15 protein-coding genes are annotated in these 17,941 nt (G+C 72.0%); 2 read left to right on the top strand and 13 right to left on the bottom strand.

Features of this window, described 5'->3' with window-relative positions; translation table 11 throughout:
- Positions 1 to 3 precede the first annotated feature (3 nt).
- The gene (cueR, locus tag AC3WSN_RS27285; RefSeq protein WP_192706334.1) at positions 4 to 477 is read right to left on the bottom strand and encodes a Cu(I)-responsive transcriptional regulator; all 474 of its coding nucleotides are present in this window, start codon (positions 475 to 477) and stop codon (positions 4 to 6) included.
- Positions 474 to 2,948 carry a heavy metal translocating P-type ATPase gene (locus tag AC3WSN_RS27280; RefSeq protein WP_492542234.1) on the bottom strand — a complete coding sequence of 825 codons (2,475 nt, stop codon included), beginning with the start codon at positions 2,946 to 2,948 and terminating at the stop codon, positions 474 to 476. Before AC3WSN_RS27280 ends, cueR begins: the two co-directional genes overlap by 4 nt.
- Before the next feature lie 181 nt (positions 2,949 to 3,129).
- Here AC3WSN_RS27280 and AC3WSN_RS27275 point away from each other — a divergent pair, with 181 nt between their 5' ends.
- The gene (locus AC3WSN_RS27275) at positions 3,130 to 3,732 is read left to right on the top strand and encodes a glutathione S-transferase family protein (protein ID WP_492542232.1); all 603 of its coding nucleotides are present in this window, start codon (positions 3,130 to 3,132) and stop codon (positions 3,730 to 3,732) included.
- Here AC3WSN_RS27275 and AC3WSN_RS27270 read toward each other — a convergent pair.
- The 11 genes from AC3WSN_RS27270 to AC3WSN_RS27220 all read right to left on the bottom strand — a co-directional run bounded on the left by AC3WSN_RS27270 (position 3,723) and on the right by AC3WSN_RS27220 (position 16,349).
- Positions 3,723 to 4,988 (bottom strand): ATP-binding protein, encoded by a 1,266-nt coding sequence (locus tag AC3WSN_RS27270; protein WP_492543280.1) that lies wholly within the window; start codon positions 4,986 to 4,988, stop codon positions 3,723 to 3,725. The two genes, AC3WSN_RS27275 and AC3WSN_RS27270, sit on opposite strands and share 10 nt — an antisense overlap.
- Positions 4,989 to 5,052: 64 nt before the next feature.
- Positions 5,053 to 6,138: a lysylphosphatidylglycerol synthase domain-containing protein gene (locus tag AC3WSN_RS27265; RefSeq protein ID WP_192706330.1), complete on the bottom strand. Its 1,086-nt coding sequence runs from the start codon at positions 6,136 to 6,138 to the stop codon at positions 5,053 to 5,055.
- Positions 6,139 to 6,289: 151 nt separating this feature from the next.
- Positions 6,290 to 6,919, bottom strand: a complete 630-nt coding sequence (locus AC3WSN_RS27260) for a uracil-DNA glycosylase family protein (RefSeq protein ID WP_492542229.1) — start codon at positions 6,917 to 6,919, stop codon at positions 6,290 to 6,292.
- Positions 6,909 to 7,667 carry a PIG-L deacetylase family protein gene (locus tag AC3WSN_RS27255; protein WP_492542227.1) on the bottom strand — a complete coding sequence of 253 codons (759 nt, stop codon included), beginning with the start codon at positions 7,665 to 7,667 and terminating at the stop codon, positions 6,909 to 6,911. Before AC3WSN_RS27255 ends, AC3WSN_RS27260 begins: the two co-directional genes overlap by 11 nt.
- A 104-nt stretch (positions 7,668 to 7,771) precedes the next feature.
- Positions 7,772 to 9,010, bottom strand: a complete 1,239-nt coding sequence (locus AC3WSN_RS27250) for a glycosyltransferase family 4 protein (RefSeq protein ID WP_492542225.1) — start codon at positions 9,008 to 9,010, stop codon at positions 7,772 to 7,774.
- Between the two features lie 160 nt (positions 9,011 to 9,170).
- Positions 9,171 to 10,043: a sugar phosphate isomerase/epimerase family protein gene (locus AC3WSN_RS27245; RefSeq protein WP_492542223.1), complete on the bottom strand. Its 873-nt coding sequence runs from the start codon at positions 10,041 to 10,043 to the stop codon at positions 9,171 to 9,173.
- A complete protein-coding gene (locus AC3WSN_RS27240; RefSeq protein ID WP_492542221.1) occupies positions 10,040 to 11,641 on the bottom strand; it encodes a YcaO-like family protein in 1,602 nt (533 codons plus the stop codon). Before AC3WSN_RS27240 ends, AC3WSN_RS27245 begins: the two co-directional genes overlap by 4 nt.
- Before the next feature lie 217 nt (positions 11,642 to 11,858).
- A complete protein-coding gene (locus AC3WSN_RS27235; protein ID WP_492542219.1) occupies positions 11,859 to 12,854 on the bottom strand; it encodes a Gfo/Idh/MocA family protein in 996 nt (331 codons plus the stop codon).
- Positions 12,854 to 14,035 carry a class I SAM-dependent methyltransferase gene (locus AC3WSN_RS27230; RefSeq protein ID WP_492542217.1) on the bottom strand — a complete coding sequence of 394 codons (1,182 nt, stop codon included), beginning with the start codon at positions 14,033 to 14,035 and terminating at the stop codon, positions 12,854 to 12,856. Before AC3WSN_RS27230 ends, AC3WSN_RS27235 begins: the two co-directional genes overlap by 1 nt.
- Before the next feature lie 44 nt (positions 14,036 to 14,079).
- Positions 14,080 to 15,009, bottom strand: a complete 930-nt coding sequence (locus tag AC3WSN_RS27225; RefSeq protein ID WP_492542215.1) for a hypothetical protein — start codon at positions 15,007 to 15,009, stop codon at positions 14,080 to 14,082.
- Positions 15,010 to 15,158: 149 nt separating this feature from the next.
- Positions 15,159 to 16,349: an inositol-3-phosphate synthase gene (locus AC3WSN_RS27220; RefSeq protein WP_192706321.1), complete on the bottom strand. Its 1,191-nt coding sequence runs from the start codon at positions 16,347 to 16,349 to the stop codon at positions 15,159 to 15,161.
- Positions 16,350 to 16,670: 321 nt separating this feature from the next.
- Here AC3WSN_RS27220 and AC3WSN_RS27215 point away from each other — a divergent pair, with 321 nt between their 5' ends.
- The gene (locus AC3WSN_RS27215; RefSeq protein WP_192706320.1) at positions 16,671 to 17,891 is read left to right on the top strand and encodes a transglycosylase SLT domain-containing protein; all 1,221 of its coding nucleotides are present in this window, start codon (positions 16,671 to 16,673) and stop codon (positions 17,889 to 17,891) included.
- Positions 17,892 to 17,941 lie beyond the last annotated feature (50 nt).

The following is a 17,941-nucleotide window of genomic DNA, read 5'->3' as shown; positions in this document are numbered from 1 at the left end:
CGCTCACCCGGCTCTGCGCGCAGCCCCGCGTCCGGAGAGCCCGCGGCGCGATGGCCGAGGCGTAGGCGGACGGTCCGCCGCGGCGAGGTCGTCCAGGATCGGGCAGTCCGGCCGCTCGTCGCCGCAGCAGGCGCCCGCCAGATGCTCCAGCGTCCGCGCCATACCCTCCAGCTCGGTGATGCGGCGGCGCAGATCCGCGATCTGCTCCTGCGCGATCGCCTTCACGCCGGCGCTCGGCCGATCCCGGTCACGCCAGAGCGCCAGCAGGTCGGCGATCGCGTCGACGCTGAAACCGAGGTCGCGGGCGCGACGGATGAAGCGCAGCGTGTGCAGGTCGGCCTCGCCGTAATGGCGGTAGCCGGACTCGGACCGCGCGGCCGGCGGCAGCAGACCGGTCGCCTCGTACCAGCGGATCATCTTGGCCGAGACGCCGGTACGCCGCGCCGCCTCGCCGATCGTCAGGAGCGCCGCGCTCATGCGGTCCTCGGGGTGAGCGCCGCCGCCTCGGCATGGGTCGGCCGCCCGCCGGCCCGGCGCAGCCGCAGCGCGTTGCCGAGAACGAAGACACTCGAGAACGCCATGGCGCCCGCAGCCAGGATCGGCGACAGGGCCGGGCCGCCGAACGGTACCAGCACGCCCGCCGCGACCGGGATCAGCGCGGCGTTGTAGGCGAAGGCCCAGAACAGGTTCTGTCGGATATCGGCCATGACCGCCCGCGAGAGCGCCAGCGCCTCCACGAGGGCGTCCAGGCTCCCCGACATCAGCACCACGTCGGCGCTGTCCACGGCGATGTCTGTGCCGGTCCCGATGGCCAGCCCGACATCGGCCTCGGCGAGCGCCGGCGCGTCGTTGATGCCGTCGCCCACGAAGGCCACCGGCCCGTGCGCCGCCCGGAACCGCTGGACTGCCTCGACCTTCCCGCCGGGCAAAACCCCGGCGGCCACGTGGTCGATGCCGAGGCGTTCGGCGACACAAGCGGCGACGCGGGGATCGTCGCCCGTCACCATCGCGACGGTGAGGCCGCGCGCCTTGAGCGCCGCCACCGCCTCGCGGGCGCCGGCCTTCACGGGATCGGCCAGAGCCAGCACGGCGGCGTGTCGGCCGTCGAGGACCAGATGGACCGGGCTCCGTCCCGCCCCGGCCAGCCGTTCGGCGCGGTCGGCGAGCGCCGGATCCAGCACGACACCGAGCCGGTCGAGATAGCGCGGCGCGCCGAGCGCCACGGCCCGGCCGGCCACGCGGCCAGCGATGCCGAACCCGTCCATCGCCTCGAAGCTGTCCGGTTCGGGCACCCGGAGGCCGCGCTCGCGGGCGGCCGCCACGACGGCGCCGGCCAGCGGGTGTTCCGAGCGGGTCTCGAGGCCGGCCGCCAGGGCCAGAGCCTCGTCCGCCGCGACGCGGTCGGCCGGGGCGACATCCGTGACCCGGGGCCGCCCCTCCGTCAGGGTGCCGGTCTTGTCGAGGGCGACGACCCGCACGTCGCGCAGGCGCTGCAGCGCGGCGCCGTCGCGGAACAGGACGCCCCGCGCCGCCGCGCGCCCGGTCCCGACCATGATGGCGGTCGGCGTCGCCAGGCCCATGGCGCAGGGGCAGGCGATGATCAGCACCGCCACCGCGTTGACCAGCGCCGTCCCCAGCGCGGGCGCCGGCGCGAGCAGCAGCCAGGCCAGAAAGGTCACCGCGGCGATCCCGATCACCGCCGGCACGAACCGCCCTGTGACCCGGTCGACCAGCGCCTGGATCGGCAGCTTGCCGCCCTGGGCCCGCTCGACCATGGCGGCGATCTGCGCGAGCACGGTGGCGGCCCCGACCGCGTCGACGCGCAGGTCGAGGCTGCCGCGACCGTTGAGGGTGCCGCCGACCATCCGGTCGCCCGGCGCCTTGCGCACCGGCGCCGGTTCCCCGGTGATCATGCTCTCGTCGACGTGGCTGGTGCCGGAGGCCACGACACCGTCAGCGGCGACACGCTCGCCCGGGCGCACCCGGACCACATCGCCGACGCGCAGAGCGGCGAGCGGCACCTCGGCCTCCGCGCCGTCCCGGACGACCCGGGCGGTCTTCGGCGCGAGGTCCATCAGCCGGGCGATGGCCTGCCCGGTTCGCAGCTTGGCGCGAGCCTCCAGGGTCCGGCCGAGCAGGATCAGCGTGACGATCAGCACGCTGGCCTCGAAGTAGAGATGGGCCGCGCCCGCCGGCAGCAAGCCCGGCGCCAGCGTCGAGACCAGCGAGTAGAGGTAGGCGGCCCCGGCCCCGAGGGCGACGAGGGCGTTCATGTCCGGGCGGCCGCGCAGCAGCCCCGGAATCCCCTTCAGGAAGAATCGCCGGCCGGGCCCGGCCAGGATCGCGGTGGCCAGGACGGCTTGGACCAGGGCCGTCACCACGCCGCCGTGCAGGCCCGGCAGGACGTGGCCGCCCATGTCGAGGATCACCACGGGTGCGCAGAGGAGCGTCGCGGCGATCAGGTCGCGGCGCAGGGTTCGGCCCTCGGCGTCCTGTCGGGCCGCCGGGTCGACCGGCTGGGCCGCATCGATAGATCGGGCCGCGTAGCCCGCCGCCTCAACGGCCGCCACCAGATCGGCCATCGCCACGACGCCCTCGGGATGGCGGACCACGGCGCGCCCGGCGGCCAGGTTGACGCTGGCGCCGGTCACGCCCGGCACGGCGGCGAGCGCCCGCTCGACGCGGCCGACACAGCTCGCGCAGGACAGGCCCTCCAGCGCCAGCAGGCTCTGCGTCTCGGGAACGGGGTAGCCGGCATCCGCCAGCGCCGCCGCGGCGTCGGATGGCCGCGCGCCGCCGCCCAGGACGAAGCTGGCGCGGTTGGTGGCGAGGTTCACTGCCACGTCGCGGGCGCCGGGCAATGCCGCGAGGACGCGCTCGACGCGGCCGACGCAGGAGGCGCAGGACATGCCCTCGACGGGGAGGGTCAGGGCGACGGGGTCCGACATGGCGGCGGTTCCGTTCGAAGCTTCCAGGCCGAGTGAGATGGGGGTTCCCATCATGGGAAGGTCAAGGGGCGGGACTGACGCCAGAGCGATGCGCGGCAGCGCGCAGGGATTACCCAAGGCAACGGTTGTGGAATCGGCCATGTCCGGCCAGGGTCCGTCAGCAATCTTGCGGAGAACAGGGATGACCGAGCCGCTCACGATCTACGGCGATCCGGGATCCGGGAACTGTCTCAAGGTCAAATGGGTCGCGGCCCATCTCGGCATTCCCGCGACGTGGCGCGATGTGGACGTGCCGGGCGGCGGGACGCGCACGCCCGAGTTCCTGGCGCTGAACCCGGCCGGGCGCGTGCCGGTCGTGGTCCTCCCCGACGGCGCGGTGCTGTCGGAATCGAACGCGATCATCGTCTACCTGGCGGAGGGCTCCCCGCTCGTCCCGGAGACACCGCTCGACCGCGCCCGCATGCTGCAATGGATGTTCTGGGAGCAGTACAGCCACGAACCCTACATCGCGGTCCGTCGCTACCAGCTCCACTACCTCAGGCGCGCGCCCGAGGATCTGGATCCGAAGCTTGCCGAACGCGGCGCGGACGCGCTGCGGCTGATGGACGGGACGCTCGCGCGCTCCGCCTTCATGGCAGGGGACGCCCTGACGCTCGCCGATGTGGCGCTCGTCGCCTACACCCGCATGGCGCATGAGGGCGGCTTCGATCTCGGGCCGTATCCGGCTGTCCGCGGCTGGGTCGGGCGCGTCGAGGCGCAGCTCGGGATCGGCGCCTATGCCTGATCGGCCGCCGCCGGGAGCGGCGCGGCGGCGTTGTATTCCGGCAGGCTGACCCGCACGATCGTCCCCTGCCCCACCGCGCTCTCGATGGCGAGGCGGCCGCGATGGCGGTTGAGGCTGTGCTTGACGATGGCGAGCCCCAGCCCCGTGCCGCCCCGCGCCCGGCTCGACGCGACATCGATGCGGTAGAAGCGCTCGGTCAGGCGCGGAATGTGCTCGGGCGGGATGCCCGGCCCGTCATCGGAGACCGACAGGATGATGCGGCGGCCGAGCCGGGCATCCTCCTCCCGGGCCAGCCCGACACTGACTTGGCCACCGCCGTACTTCACCGCGTTCTCGATCAGGTTCTCGATCACCCGGGCAAGCTCATCGGCATCACCGGGCACCGGATAGGGGCCGGCCCCGTCCTCGAACCGGATCGACGCGCCGCGGGCCTCGGCGGGCGGCCCCTGGGCGTCGACCATCTGCCGCGCGAGGGCTCCGAGATCGACCACGGCGGTCGGCGCCACGTGCTCGCGCAACTCGATCCGCGACAGCGAGAGCAGGTCGTCAATCAGCCGCGTCATGCGCAGTGCCTGAACGCGCATGATCTCCAGGAAGCGCGCACGCGCCTGCGCATCGTCGCGGGCCGGCCCCTGCAGGGTCTCGATGAAGCCGATCAGGGTCGCGAGCGGCGTGCGCAGCTCGTGGCTGGCATTGGCGACGAAATCGACCCGCATCGCCTCCAGGCGCCGGGCCGAGGTCAGGTCGCGCAGGAACAGCACGGCGCTGACGCCGGACCCGTCGGGCATCGGCAGGGCGCCGATCTGGACCTCGAAGGTCCGCTCCAGGGGGATCCGGGTCGAGAAGGCGATCCGGCGGGGCATGCCGGAACTCAGCACCGCCTCCACGCCGTCGAGGACCTCCGGGTCGCGCAGGGCGAAGGACAGCGGCCGGGCCTGGTGCAGAGCCGGCAGGAGCGCCCGGGCGGCAGGATTGGCTTCCACCACCAGGGTCCGGCGATCGACGAGGATCACCGGGTCCGGCACATGGGCGAGCAGCGCCTCGGCGACCGCGCTGCGCGGCGCGGCCGCGGCCGGCCGCGGCGGCGACAGCGCCCGGTCGCGGCCGGCCAGCCAGCCGCCGAGGCAGACCGCGCCGAGGCCCGCGAGGATCAGCGGCAGGTCGAGGCGCCCGGCCAGGGCGGCCGCGAGCCCGAACAGCCCGGCCGCGATCGCGGCGCCCGTCCAGGCCGGGGAACCGCGCAGGCGCTCCGGCAACGGGCGGTCGGGCAGCGGGCGGTCGGGCAGCGGGCGGTCGGGCATGGCGGGCCGGCCGATCCGGTCAGCGGGGGCCGGACCCGTCGTGCCACGCCCGGCCGGACGGGCCGGCGGTGCCCTCCGGCGGTCCCGGATCGCGCGCGCCGCCCGCGCGCTTGACGATCTCGTACAGGCCGAGCATCGCCAGGGCGGTCACGAACGGAACCACGTAGTAGCAGCCCCGGAACAGGAGCAGCGAGGTCAGCACCTCGTTGCGCGGCAGGCTCGACAGGGCGAGCAGGATCGTCGCCTCGAACACACCGATGCCGCCCGGCGCGTTCGACGCGATGCCCAGCATGGCGGCGAGCACGTAGATCGCCAGGAAGGTGGTGAAGGCCAGCGTCGTCTCCTGCGGCAGCAGGACGTAGAGCACGGCCGCCGCCGCGCAGACGTCGCCGATCCCGACGATCATCTGGCCGATGGACACCGAGGCGCCGGGCAGCTCCAGGCGCCAGTGCTTGACCGTGATGCTGCGCTTCTTGGCCGAGACCCAGGCGAGATAGCCGAGCACAAGGGCGAGCGCCGCAAGGCCCACGCTCTGGTTGATCCGGATTGACGTGAAGGCGAGCCCGGCGAGCTGGCCCGCCTCGATGATCAGGCTCAGGCCCAGCACCACACCCATGCCGAGCCAGAAGGTGAATCCGGCGATCACCGTGAGCGCCGCGATCTTGGCGGTGGACAGGCCCTGCCGGGCGTAGATCCAGTAGCGGATGGTGCCGGCGGTCAGCAGGGGAAAGCCGAGGGTGAAGCTCACCGCGTAGCTCGTGAACGAGGCGAGCGCGGTGATCCGGTACGGCACCTTGATCCGGAGCTGGCGCAAGGCCAGCGCGTCGTAGCCGGTGAGGAACAGGTAGCTGATGCCGACGAACAGGAAGGCCAGGCTGAGTTGCTCGAACGTCGCCGCCTTGATGGCCGCGTGGACCTCGGCCCAGCTCACGCTCTGGACGAGCTTCCACAGCACGCCGAGGGAGACCGCGAACAGCACGATGCTGGCGCCCGTGCCGATCCAGGCATAGCGGCTGCGCCGGCTTTTCCGCGGTACGGCCGCGGGGTCGTGCTGGACCGGCTCGGCCTTCTCGGCCGCGCTCCGGTGCTGTCCCTGAAAATTCATGCCGTTCGGCGTCCGCCCTTCCGGCTGCGCGGCCCGGCCGCCGGGCATCAGCCCGTGCCGGAGTCTCCCGGACCGCGGCCCGTTGCCCCGCATGTAGGCCGAACGGGCGCGCAAGGCCAGGGAAGGCGCCGCCCGGACAGACGTTCTATCCTCAACTGGCCGGCCGACCGAGGATCGCGGCGGCCTCGGCGAGGCCGTTCCGGATCCGGGCCGGGACGTCCGGTGAGGTGCAGACGTAGGTCGGGCTCGGGTGCGGCACCCGGATTACCGGCAGGTCCGGCCGGAGCGCCGCGACAGCCGGCGCCGCCTCGCCCGCGAAGCGGCCGGCCAGCACCGCGACGGCGAGGAGCGGCAGCAGGTCGAGGAGCGGGGCCAGATAGGGCGCGGCGGCCGCGACCTCGGCCCGGCGGGGGGCGCGGTTGAGGGCGCCCGCTTCGTGGATCAGCCAAGGCACGACATTCCAGATCAGCGTGTCGGCCCGGGCGATCCCGGCCTCGGCGAGGAAACGGAACAGGTTGGCGGCGGTGCCGTTCGCGCTGTCGCGGGTGACGAAGCCGGTGCGCAGCACGGCCGGGCCGGGCGTCTCGAGGAGGAGGAGCATCCGCGCACCGACGCCGCCATCCAGGGGGTCCGGCACGGGGACCGGCGCCCCGCGTTCCGCCGCAATCCGGTCCGCGAGCGCCCGGATCGGCGCGATGTGCGGCGCCCCGATCAGGGCGCGGCGCGCCGCGAGGGCATCGGGATCGGCCAGCGCCTTCGGCGCCTGCGGCTCAGCCCTCATCGAGGCCTGGGATCGCCGCGCCGAGCCGGCCCGAGAGGCGGAAGCGCTCGATCCCCGCCTCGCGGGCCAGGCGCGCGTTCAGTCCGGCCTCGCCGCCGAACTGGAAGCCGATCTGGCTGGCATAGTCCGCGCAGGCCGCGCGCTTCCGAGCCTGCGCGTCCGGATCCAGGCGCATTTTCGCCTCGGCGAGGGTGGCGAACAGGCCGACGAGGGGCTCCTTCGGTGCGGCCTCCCGCACCGTATAGGGGAAGTCGCGCCACCACAGGACCGGCGCCGCGACGTCCAGGCTGCGGAGCGCCCGGACCACCTGCACGTGATCGACATGGCCGCCGATCGCCTGGGGCGCGAGGAGGAGATCGGGGCTCTCCGCGGCGATCAGGCCCGCGAGCGCGGGTGCGAGCTCGGCCGCGACGCCGTCGTCGGCGCGGGTGTCCGAAAAAAGCTCCGGCGCCGAGCCGTAGCCCCGGTGCGGCGCCTCCCGGAACGGTAGGTGCACGGGCGGAGCGATGCCGAGCGCGGCGGCGGCGCGAACATCCTCGTCCCGGCGCAGGGCCATGTAGTCGACATCCGGCGCCAGACCCTTGTCGAGCTGGCAGGCCAGCGCAAAGCCTTGCGGGTCGGCGACGCTGCCGGTGAACAGGGTCGCCATCACCACGCGCCAACCGGCCTGCGCGAGACTCGCCAAAAGGCCGCCACAGGAGAAGGCCGCATCGTCGAGATGGGGCGAGAGGGCGAGCGCGGTGGGCATGGTTCAGGATCTATCGGCTGGTGCGAGCTCCAACCCGTCACCTCACCCTGAGGCGCCGGAGCGAAGCGGAGGCCGCGGGTTGGATATCCAAGACTGAAGCGCCTTCAGAGCAGATGCGGCTCGGCGCGGAACCGGCAGGTCGGATCGTGGGGCAGGTCCGTCGCGAAGTCGGTGGCGGGCCGTTCGTCGCGCACCCGGGCGTAGACGTCCATGATCTGCCGCCCGACAGCATGCCAGGAATAGACCCGCCGGCATTCCTCCAGGCCGGCGGTCGCCAGACGGCGGCGCAGATCCGCATCCGTGATCACCCGGGTGAGCGCGGCGGCCTGCGCGGGCACGTCGCCGGGATCGACAAGCAGCCCGTTCTCGCCGTCGCGCAGGCAGTCCGAGACGCCGACCGCGTGGCACGACACCGTGGCGAGCCCGGCCGCAAGCGCCTCCAAGATCGTGTTGGAAAACCCCTCCGCGTAGGTCGGCGAGACGAACACGTCGGCGCGCCGGTACAGGTCGGGCACGGAGCCGTATTCGGCGTAGCCCGTGAAGGCGATCTCGCGCTCCGAGAAGGCCAGCTCCGCGGCCAGTGCCTGCGCGGGCTCCACGTCGGGACCGATGCCCGAGATGGTGGCGGCAAACGGCGTGCCCTGCTCGCGCAGGATCGCCAGGGCGTTGATGAAGTCGAGCACGCCTTTCCGGCGGTCGACCCGGCCATGGTAGAACAGCCGCACCGGCCCGGCATGAGGCGCGGGCAGCCCGTCGGGCGTGCCTTGCGCGAAGCGGTCGGTGTCCACCGCGCCGGGCACGATGGTGAAGCGGGCGGGATCCGATCCCAGCCGCTCGCAGACCTCGTCCACGAAGGAGGCGCCGCCGATCAGCAGCGCGTTGGCGTGGGCCAGGACCTCGCACATGGCGACGCGGTGCGTCTCGCAGCACGATCCGACCCAGTGACCGTCGCCGCCCTGGATCGAGACGACGCTCGGCACCCCGAGCTTGCGCGCCGCAAGCAGCACTGCCCAGCCGGTCGGGTAGCCGTACTGCGCGTGCAGGATATCGAAGGGCTTTTCGGCATGCTCTCGGGCGATGGCGTCCACCATCGTGTCGATGTCGCGCTCGAAATCGCCGGAGGTCTGCTCACCGAGCTGCTCCAGGCCGATCACCCGCACGCCCGGCACCGGCGGCGGCGGCCCGCCGCCGTAGACGCGGGTGCCGAAGGCGTCGCCTCGGTACTGCGAGATCATCGTCACGTCGTGGCCGTCATCGACCAGCTCGCGCAGCAGGTTCTGCGCGTAGACGCTCATGCCGGATATTGCCGGGAAGTAGCGACGGCTGAGGAAGAGAATTCTCATCGTTGCACGCGATGCGGAGTGCGGGCCGGTCGGAATCCCCTCTCCCTTGCGGGGAGGGGTAGAGGTGGGGGTGGTGCAGGAGGCACCCGATCGCTCGATCCTGCACCACCCCCACCTCCGGCTCCTCCCCGCAAGGGAGAGGAGAGGCGGGCCGCCATCCTCACTGCCACTGCCGCCGCGTCTCCTGCTCGCCCGCCAGCACCGGGCCGGCACGGCGGCAGCCGCGGAGGTAATCCAGCGCCTGGGGGATCATCACGTCGGCCCGGTGGCTCTCGCGGGACAGCTCGACGCAGATCAGCTTGCCGAAGCCGACTTCCTCCAGGGCCTCCAGCACGCCCGGCACGTCCATGTCGCCCTCGCCGAAGGGCAGATGAATGTGGCTGCCGCGCTTCATATCCTCGATCGCCACGGTGCCGATCCGGTCTGAAAATTCGCGCACCGCCGCCGCGGGCTCGCGCTCGCCCGTGACGAGGCAGTGGCCGGTGTCGAGGGCGAGCTTGAGCCCCGGCACGTCGAGGCCCGCATAGTCGTCGAGCGTCTCGATCAGCATGCCGGGTTCCGGCTCCAGACACGGCACGACCCCGGACTCGGTGGCGAAGGTCGCGACCTCGTGCAGCCCCTCGACCAGCCAGCGCCGGGCCTCGCCGTGATCGACGCCGGGCTTCGGCACGCCGGCCCAGAACGACACCGCCTCGGCGGAGAGCATGGCGCCGATCTCAACGGCCCGCTTGAGGAAGCCGACCCGGCGGGCGCGGCCAGAGGCATCGGCCGTCACCAGCGTCGGCTCGTGCTTGGCGTTGGGGTCGAGCAGGAATCGGGCGCCGGTCTCGATGACGCAGGTCAGCTCCAGCTTCTCCAAGAGACTCGCCACCCGGCCGGCCTCGGCCGCCCAGGTCTCAGCGAACGGATCGAGGTGGTGGATGTCGAGCGTCAGGGCCACGCCATCGTAGCCCGCCGCCTTGATCAGATGGAGCGCGTCGTCGAGGCGGTGGTTGGCCGCGCCGTTGGTGTTGTAGGCGAACCGGAGCGTCACGCCGCCCTCCCCTGCCGTTGGGCGAGGCGGAACGGCGCATGGTGCGATTCCGGCTCGCGGTACAGCGGATAGTGCCGCCCGACGATCGTCTCGGCCAGGGCCGTGTCGAACAGCGGCTGGCCGCCGAACCGCTCCAGGGCCTCCGGCGTGAGCCGCACCGGCCGCAGGGTCTCGCTCTCGGTGCCGAAGCGGATCAGGGGGTGATCGCGGTCGAGGAGCTTTCGCGTGTTGCGCTCGCCGATCCGGTAGTAGCTCATGGTCTCGACCTCGAGCCCCGGCACGATCGCCTTGACCACGCCGACCCGGCCGCCCGGCGGCGTGCAATCGACGTAGAGCACGTCGAACCCGGCCTCCAGCAGCCGGTCGCAGGCGATCTTGCCCCGCGCATGGCCGTCGGCGGCCGAGGTCGAGGGCAGCTCCGAGAACCGCTTGGTGCTCCGCTCCGAATAGACCGTGTCGGCCAGCACGCCGCGCAGGTCGGCCGCCGGCATCTCGATCCACCCGAGCATCGCCTGCAGGGCGCGGCTCTCCTCCAGGTCCAGGCTGGGGAGCGCCTTCTGGATGAACGCATCGACGTAGCCGGGCGGCGTCACCGTGGCGGCCATGTCGAGGGGGCCGTGGCCGAAGGTCTTGCGCACCCGCGCCGCCTGGAACTCCAGCAACGCCTTGCGGAGCGCCCGCTCCCGGTCCGGATCGCAGGCCTCGCCGCAGGCCGAGAGGGCGATCGGTGCCGGGGTCCGCGCCGGATCCTCGTCGTAGCCGACGACGTAGAGGTTGGTCAGCCCGAACTGGTCGGTGGCGAATTTCGGGAGCGCCCGGATCCCGAGCTCCTTCAGCTGGGCCAGCATCGCAGCGTTCTCCGGGCCGATGCCGTCGAGGTCGAGCATCACGCCCTGGTCGAGCGCCCGGAACAGCAGGCCGTTGCCGTCCCGCTGCAGCAGCTCCAGCACGCCGTGGCCCAGGGCGAAGGGCACGTCGGGCCCTGCGCCGAGCCCGTTTGTGATCAGGTTGGTGAAGGGTTTGTAGCCTTCCGACAGCTCGAAATAGTCGGTGGCGGCGATATCGAGCGGCATCAGCACGATCTCGCCCGTGGCGTGCCGGACGCTGGGCGTCCATTCGAGGACCGTGTCGCGACCGACCGGAGAGCCGGCCGGGAGGCAAAGGGTCAGCGGGTCGGCGACGGATTTGGTGCCGTAGACGCGCACGAGGTCGGCGTAGCTCGCCCGCTCCTTCGCCCGCGGGAGCACCGCGAGCGACGGCATCAGGTTCTCGGCGATCTCCGCCACGGCGCCGATCAGCGCCTCGTCGTCGGTGGCGCCGTAGCCGATGCCCGACGGCATCGCGCCGACGAAGAACGGGTCGTCGAGGAACAGGGCCACGAACCAGACCGGGATGCCGGTGCGGTCGAGGGGCGCCAGCGGGAAGCCGACGATGCGGCCCTCCGGCAGGACGTCGAGATAGGCCCTGACCGGTTCGGGCAGGCTCTCGGGCAGGCCCTCGATCGGCCGCTTGGCGCCGAAGCGGTAGGGGCGCGGCGCCTTGATCCGCTCGTGGCGGGCGCGGTCGTCCTGGTGGTTGAAGGCGTCTGCTTGGGTCAAGTCGTGTTCCCGTCTGCCGCGAGCCGTGCCCCTGTCCCATCCACCCACCTCATCCTGAGGTGTCGAAGCGCAGCGGAGGCCTCGAAGGAGGGCTCCGTGAGAGCGCCGTGATCTCTGGAACCCTCCTTCGAGGCTGCTGCGCAGCACCTCAGGATGCGGGCGCGGGTGAGATGGATCGGGTCGCGGCTCGATGTTGTGTCATCCTGTCCGGCGGTCGTTACCCCTGCCCGTAGGCGCGGGCGACGAGCCGCATCGTGTGAAGGTCCCGCGCCGCCGAGTACGCGGCCCGCTCCTCGGGCCGGCGCAGGGCCGAGCCGAAGGCGCGCACCTGCTCGGTGAAGGGCGAGCTGTCAGCGTCGAAGGCGAGCGGTTCGGCGCGCCCGCTGGCGCCGTCGACGAAGGTCAGCGACCCGCCGGCCGTCTGGCCCATCGTGTTCTCGGCGACGAGCAGGCCCTTCGTGCCGACCACCTCCAGGCGGCGGCGGGGCAGCGCGTCGGGGCAATTATAGGCAACGTGCAGGCTCGCCAGGGCACCGCCCGCGGTCTGCCCGATCAGCAGGGCGCCGTCGTCGACCGCGTAATCCTGGGCCTTGATCTGGGTCAGGGCCGCGATGGTGGTGATCGGCTCGCCGAGCAGAAAGTCCACGAGGTCGAGCCCGTGCGGGGCGAGGTCCATCAGGGCGCCGCCCCCGGCCTGGGCGGCGTCGATCCGCCAGTTCGGCTGGCCGGCCTCCGACCAGTCGCGCCCGAGCCAGCAGGCATAGACGATCCGCACCGCCGTCACGGTGCCGAGCCGGCCGGCCTCGACCTGCGCGCGGATCGCCCGGTGGGCCGGGTGATGCCGCTGGTCGAAGGCCGTCCCATAGAAGATGTTTTGCGCCTCGACGGCGTGGGTAATGGCCTCGGCGTCCTTCAGCGTCGCCGCCATGGGCTTCTCGCACAGCACCGCCTTGCCGGCAGCCGCCAGCGCTTCGACGGCGCCGCGGTGGAGATGGTTCGGCGTCGCCACATAGACCGCCTCGACCGCGGGCTCGGCGATCAGGCCGGCGAGATCGGCGTGCCCGCGAGCGCCGGCCCGCTCGGCGGCCGCGCGGCTCTCCGGGTTCGGATCGCTGACCGCCACCAGCCGGTGCCCGGCCGCGCGGATGCCCGGCTCCATGTAGTCGCGAGCGACCCAGCCGTAGCCGACGATGCCCCAGCCGACCGCATCCATTACCACCGCTCCGGGAGGTCGACGAACTCGCGCACCCGCACGCGCTGCGTCTCCGACGCATCGAGGCTTTCGTCGAAGGTCAGCGTCTCGGGTCCCGGCGAGTGCAGCGGGTAGGTGGCGCGGGGGCGGTATTCCGCCTCGTAGCGCTCCGAGGGCCAGCGGATGACGTAACCGTCGCCTTCTGGCGCGTAGAGCGGGTTGAGCCGCAGCACGGTCCCCGGCTTCGGCAGGGTCAGGCCATCGACCAGCGCGCGCGGCGCCGGGCGCATGCCGGGGCCGCACACCACCGAGAACGCCTCGCAGCTCCGCAGGGCCGCAGGCTCCTGCGGGCCCGGGGCCCGCGCCTCAACTAGCGCGCGGGTCAGCTCCGCATCGTCGTAGACCAGGGCGTCGGGAAACAGCTCGGCGATGTCCTCGGCCGTCACCGCGCGGCCGGCCGAGAAGCCCGGGCAGTCGCGGTTGTGGATGTGGCTCAGCGCCAGCCAGCCGTCGTCGCCGGCATTCTGGCGGAGGCAGTCGAGCAGCGCCGCCTTGTCGTCGAGGAAGTAGAAGGCGTCGTTGCAGACAACGAGATCGACCGGCGCCCCAGGGATCGGCCAGTGGGCTGAGCCAGCGTCGAAGCAGACGAGCTGGGCCTTCTCGGCCACGACCCAGTGGCGCGCCACCCAGAGCTTGGCGAAGACCACGTCGGCCCCGGCGACCTTGCAGCCGCGCCGCTGCAGCTCCCGCAGGTAGTGGCCGATGCCGCAGGCGAACTCGAAGACGCAAACGGGCTCGTTCCAGTGCGCTTCCAAGAGAGACAGGCCAGCCAGGAAGGTCGGGTCGCTCCACCGGTGCAGGAAGTAGTCGCCGACGCGGCCCCAGCCGAGGAGCTCGACCGCATCGCGCAGGGTCGCGGTGCGGCGTTCCTTGATCAGGCGGATGATCCCGGCGGGATCGGCCGGCGGCCCGTTCCACCAATCGTCCTGATCGACCAGCAGCGCGGCCAGCGCCTCGTCGGGCTCGCCGGCGTCGAGATGGGCGAGCACCCGCTCGACCAGGGCCGCGCGGTTGATTCGCAGGTACGGGATGCCGTCGATCACGGGCCAGCGCGCGCCGGTCTCCGCATCGCGCAGGGCGTGCGGGCCGTCGGCCTTCAGCGGGTTGCCGGTTTCCGGCGATCTGAGTTCGAACGGGATCATGGTTCTCGGAGCCGCCCGGGCAGATGGGCGACCGGGCCCGGCGATCAAGGGATGCGCATGTCGGCGAGGACACGATCGTGGAAGCCCTTCACCGGGCCGGCATGGACCAGCTCCCACTCGTCGAGCACCATCCCCATCGTGGTCGAGGCCCCGCGGAGATGCTGGGCGATCTGAAGGACCCGGTCGATGCAGTCGGCCGCGTGGAAGGCGCGGCCCTCCGCGGTGGCGTCGTCGGGCAGGATCGCACGGGCACGCTCGACCTGACCGCGCAAGGGTTCGTCGAGCTCGGCGAGCGCCCAGGCGGTGGTGGTCGCCATGATCGGGCCGAGATGGCCGCCGAGCAGCATCTCGCCGGTGAAGCCGGCATCCGGCATCGCGGCATTGTGGAAGTGGTGGGCCATCGCGGCCAGGAACACGGTGCCGGGATCGGCCCGGTAGAACGGGCTGAGGCAGACGCCGTAGACCGCTACGATCAGGCAATGCTCGGCATGGTTCTCGGGCGGCTCCAGCAGGATCCGGGCGCGGCCGGGACAGGTGACGCCCGCCCGCGGCTGCTGCGCCAGGGCGGCGACGAAGCCCGGCAGCGGCCCGGGCCGGCCCGCCGGACGCGGCGCGAGCCGCGCACGCAGGCGGTCGCGGAGTTCCGGATCGAGGTCTCCGGTGACAGCGTCGAAGCCCGCCACCAGCACCGCGGAGGCGTCCGCGTCGGAGAGCCCCGCCGCGGTCAGGAAGGCCGCGTCGAGGTCGCAGAGGCGCGTCGCCGCGAGGGTGGTCGCGGTGATATCGAGGGCGACGTCATCGGGCGCGCCGCCGCCGGTGAGGAGTCCCCATCCCTGCGCGAACAGCCGCTCGGCGATCGACCCCTGGCGGCCCGCCGAGCGGACCCGCTTAAGGTCGTTCATCTCGACCAGAAGGTCGCGCAACGCCTCCGGCGCGGCGGCGCCGGAGGGGGACGGGTGGTTCTCGCTCGGCATCGTTTCTTTCAGACGGCGTGCAGCAGTTCGGGTGCGGCCTGCACCGGACGCCCCAAGGACCCTTCCGGCTCGCCAACCGACGAAGGTTAAAGCGCGCGTCTCCTCCCCTGTGCGGGGAGGAGCGTATATTGTGGTGCGTCAGCGCCCGTTCAGTGCACGCCCAGCCAGTCGTGGAGCATCTTCTCCTGCTTGCCGAAGGCGTGCTCCGGCCCATGGCCGTTCTTGACCATCGGCGCCTTGAAGAAGGTCGAGAGCTGCTCCTGCACGCCGCCGTCGCCGCGCTTGTTGGCGAGGTCGAGGACGCGGGCGATCTCGATGACCAGCGGGGCGGCCAGGATCGAGTCCTTGCAGAGGAAGTTCACCTTGATCTGCATTCGCTGGCCCATGAAGCCGGTGACGTCAATGTTGTCCCAGGCTTCCTTGTCGTCGCCGCGCGGCCGATAATAGTGGATGTGCACAAGGTGGTCCTCGACCGGGTAGCCGAGGATCGAATCGAGCACTGTGCCCTTGGTGTTGAGCTTGGACTGCAGCGAGTTCGGGTCGTTCAGCGCTAGGCCGTCGCGGTTGCCCAGGATATTGGTCGAGAACCAGCCGTCGACGTGCAGGGCGCGCGCCTTGAAGGCGGGGGCCAGCACCGTCTTCATCATGGTCTGGCCGGTCTTGCCGTCCTTGCCGGCCACCGGGACGTTCAGCTCCTTGGCGAGGTCCAGGAGCGCCGGGACGTCCGCGGCCACGCTCGGGGTGAAGTTGGCGTAGGGGATGCCGCTCTTGATCGCCGCGTAGGCGTAGAGCATCGCCGGCGAGATCGCCTCGTCGCTCGAATCCAGGCCCTTCTCGAAGGCCGCGGTCGAGTTCAGGGTCGGGTCGTTCAGGTCGGGCCAGCGCTCGGTGGAGGCGAGGTTCACCACGACCACATCGTCGAGGTTGCTCTCCTTCTGGAAGCGGCGAAGGTCGTTGGCGATCACCGAGACCGCCTCGCGGTGGTCCTTGGCGACGATGCGGTTCTGGCCGTCGATGTTCTTGCAGAACTTGGCGCTGCCCACCGCCGGCCAGGGGGTGATGCCCTTCAGGACCTGGGCGCCGTTCTCGATGTCGTCCTTCGAGAGCACGCCGTGCCCGCTCGCCGCCGCGGCGAGGTCGTCGCCGTTCAGGTCCCAGCCGCCGAAGACGAGATCCTTGTAATCGGCCAGGCCCGCCACGGAGAGGCCGGCGAGCGGCAGCCCGTCGAGCCGGTTCGAGCCGGATTTGATCATCTCGATGCCGGCGATGGCGGTGGTGGCGACGGCGCCCCCCATCCCAACGAAGGCGACACCGACGCGGCGACCGGACTGCATGCTCATCGGAAACTGATGTCCTTGTGGGGACGCGGGTGGCGTCTTGGGACGGAAAGTTCGGCCCCCCCGGGCGGTACCTAACTGGCTCGGACGTGCAGCGTTCCAAGCCGAATGCGACAACTTTGCGCCTCCGTTCCTCGGAGCGCGGCGCGATCACGGCGTTACGGCGGCCTTAAAAAGCAGGGTTAACCCTTCGTTGACCGTGCCACGCTTGGATCACGGAGCCGTCCCATTCTGGTCACGGCCGGCGCCGATACGGCCGCCGCTTCCAAGGACCTGGCCGCCAGACGCCGGGCCGACAAAGGAAAAATCTGAAGAGGACCAGTGATGGGGGTTTTCCCGGAGCCGGCGCGTTGCGCCGACGACGTGAGCCGACTCGCGCCGACCGCGAGCCAGATCGAGGATGAAACCGTGGCGTGGCTGCCGCGGGCCGGACGCGGAACGGAGCGCCGGTCACTTCGCCGCACAGGCCAGAATGGGATCCGCCGGCTCTCCGGAACGCTGGTCCTGGGCCTGATCGCCGGGTTCGGCCTGCCGCAGGCGGCCTTCGCGCCGGCCTATTTCGCGCCCGCCGCGCAGGCTCACGACCGGGTGGACACCAGCCCGCGTGCCGCGCAGGCGCTCGCACGCTCCGCGATGGACGCCGCGCCGATCGAGGCCTCTTCCGAAGCCTACGCCGCCTGGAGCGGACTGCCCGTTCCGGAGCAGGAGCCGGCCACCACGGCGCTGATCCAGGACAACCTCGCCGCTCTGCCGCGCGTGACCCAGGAGCAGGGCGAGGCCGCCGTCCGGTTCGGCCAGCGCAGCGTGCCGGGCAAGGTGGTCGACACGATCGTGAAGGCTTCCGACGAGGCCGGTGTCGATCCCGTCTACATGATGGCGCTGGCCGACAAGGAATCGAGCTTCGACACCGACGCGAAGGCTGCGACCTCCTCGGCGCAGGGCCTGTTTCAGTTCGTCGCCCGCACCTGGCTGGAGATGATCCGCGATTACGGCGCCCGCTACGGGCTCGCCAACGAAGCCGCCGCCGTGAAGGGCCGCGGCTCCGCAATCACCGTCACGGCCGGAATGCGCACCCGGGTCCTCGGGCTGCGCAACGATCCGCGCGTGGCGGCGCTGATGGCGGCCGAGTTGATCAAGCGCGATCGCGAGCGGATCGAGGCGCGGGTCGGTCGGGCCCTCTCCACCACCGAGCTCTACCTCGCGCATTTCCTCGGCACGGCCAGCGCCGGACGCTTCCTGTCGCTCTCCTCCGAGAGGCCCGACGAGGTCGCGGGGCGGGAGTTCCGCAGCGCGGCGCGGGCCAATCGCAGCCTGTTCACCGAGAAGGCCGGCGGCAAGCGCCGCAGCCTGACCGTGGCCGAACTGCACGGGCGGATCGAGGACATGATCGACCGGCGGCTGACGCGCTACAAGGGCGTCGCGGCAGTGGCCGAGGCCCTGGATAAAACGCCGGCTCAGACCGAGGTCGCCGCCGACGAGGCAGGGCAGGCTGCGGGCAACCGCCGCGTGCAGGTCACGGAAGCGCTGCCGCCGGACGGGGTGTGAGGACCGGGTCTCCATCCTGGCGCGCAAGGGTATCGTGATTGAGGCGTCGC

The sequence above is a fragment of the Methylobacterium sp. FW102-HT35C08 genome, from assembly GCF_058790235.1.
Note: the sequence above shows the minus strand (reverse complement) of the source record. Positions and strands in the feature narration are given on the sequence as shown.

What these genes read in the sequence shown, in the direction of transcription:
- AC3WSN_RS27265 (WP_192706330.1), bottom strand. Translation starts at nt 6,138, where the DNA reads ATGAATTTTCAGGGACAGCACCGGAGCGCGGCCGAGAAGGCCGAGCCG.
- AC3WSN_RS27225 (WP_492542215.1), bottom strand. Translation starts at nt 15,009, where the DNA reads ATGCCGAGCGAGAACCACCCGTCCCCCTCCGGCGCCGCCGCGCCGGAG.
- AC3WSN_RS27255 (WP_492542227.1), bottom strand. Translation starts at nt 7,667, where the DNA reads ATGCCCACCGCGCTCGCCCTCTCGCCCCATCTCGACGATGCGGCCTTC.
- AC3WSN_RS27250 (WP_492542225.1), bottom strand. Translation starts at nt 9,010, where the DNA reads ATGAGAATTCTCTTCCTCAGCCGTCGCTACTTCCCGGCAATATCCGGC.
- AC3WSN_RS27260 (WP_492542229.1), bottom strand. Translation starts at nt 6,919, where the DNA reads ATGAGGGCTGAGCCGCAGGCGCCGAAGGCGCTGGCCGATCCCGATGCC.
- cueR (WP_192706334.1), bottom strand. Translation starts at nt 477, where the DNA reads ATGAGCGCGGCGCTCCTGACGATCGGCGAGGCGGCGCGGCGTACCGGC.
- AC3WSN_RS27220 (WP_192706321.1), bottom strand. Translation starts at nt 16,349, where the DNA reads ATGAGCATGCAGTCCGGTCGCCGCGTCGGTGTCGCCTTCGTTGGGATG.
- AC3WSN_RS27215 (WP_192706320.1), top strand. Translation starts at nt 16,671, where the DNA reads ATGGGGGTTTTCCCGGAGCCGGCGCGTTGCGCCGACGACGTGAGCCGA.
- AC3WSN_RS27275 (WP_492542232.1), top strand. Translation starts at nt 3,130, where the DNA reads ATGACCGAGCCGCTCACGATCTACGGCGATCCGGGATCCGGGAACTGT.
- AC3WSN_RS27280 (WP_492542234.1), bottom strand. Translation starts at nt 2,948, where the DNA reads ATGTCGGACCCCGTCGCCCTGACCCTCCCCGTCGAGGGCATGTCCTGC.
- AC3WSN_RS27230 (WP_492542217.1), bottom strand. Translation starts at nt 14,035, where the DNA reads ATGATCCCGTTCGAACTCAGATCGCCGGAAACCGGCAACCCGCTGAAG.
- AC3WSN_RS27235 (WP_492542219.1), bottom strand. Translation starts at nt 12,854, where the DNA reads ATGGATGCGGTCGGCTGGGGCATCGTCGGCTACGGCTGGGTCGCTCGC.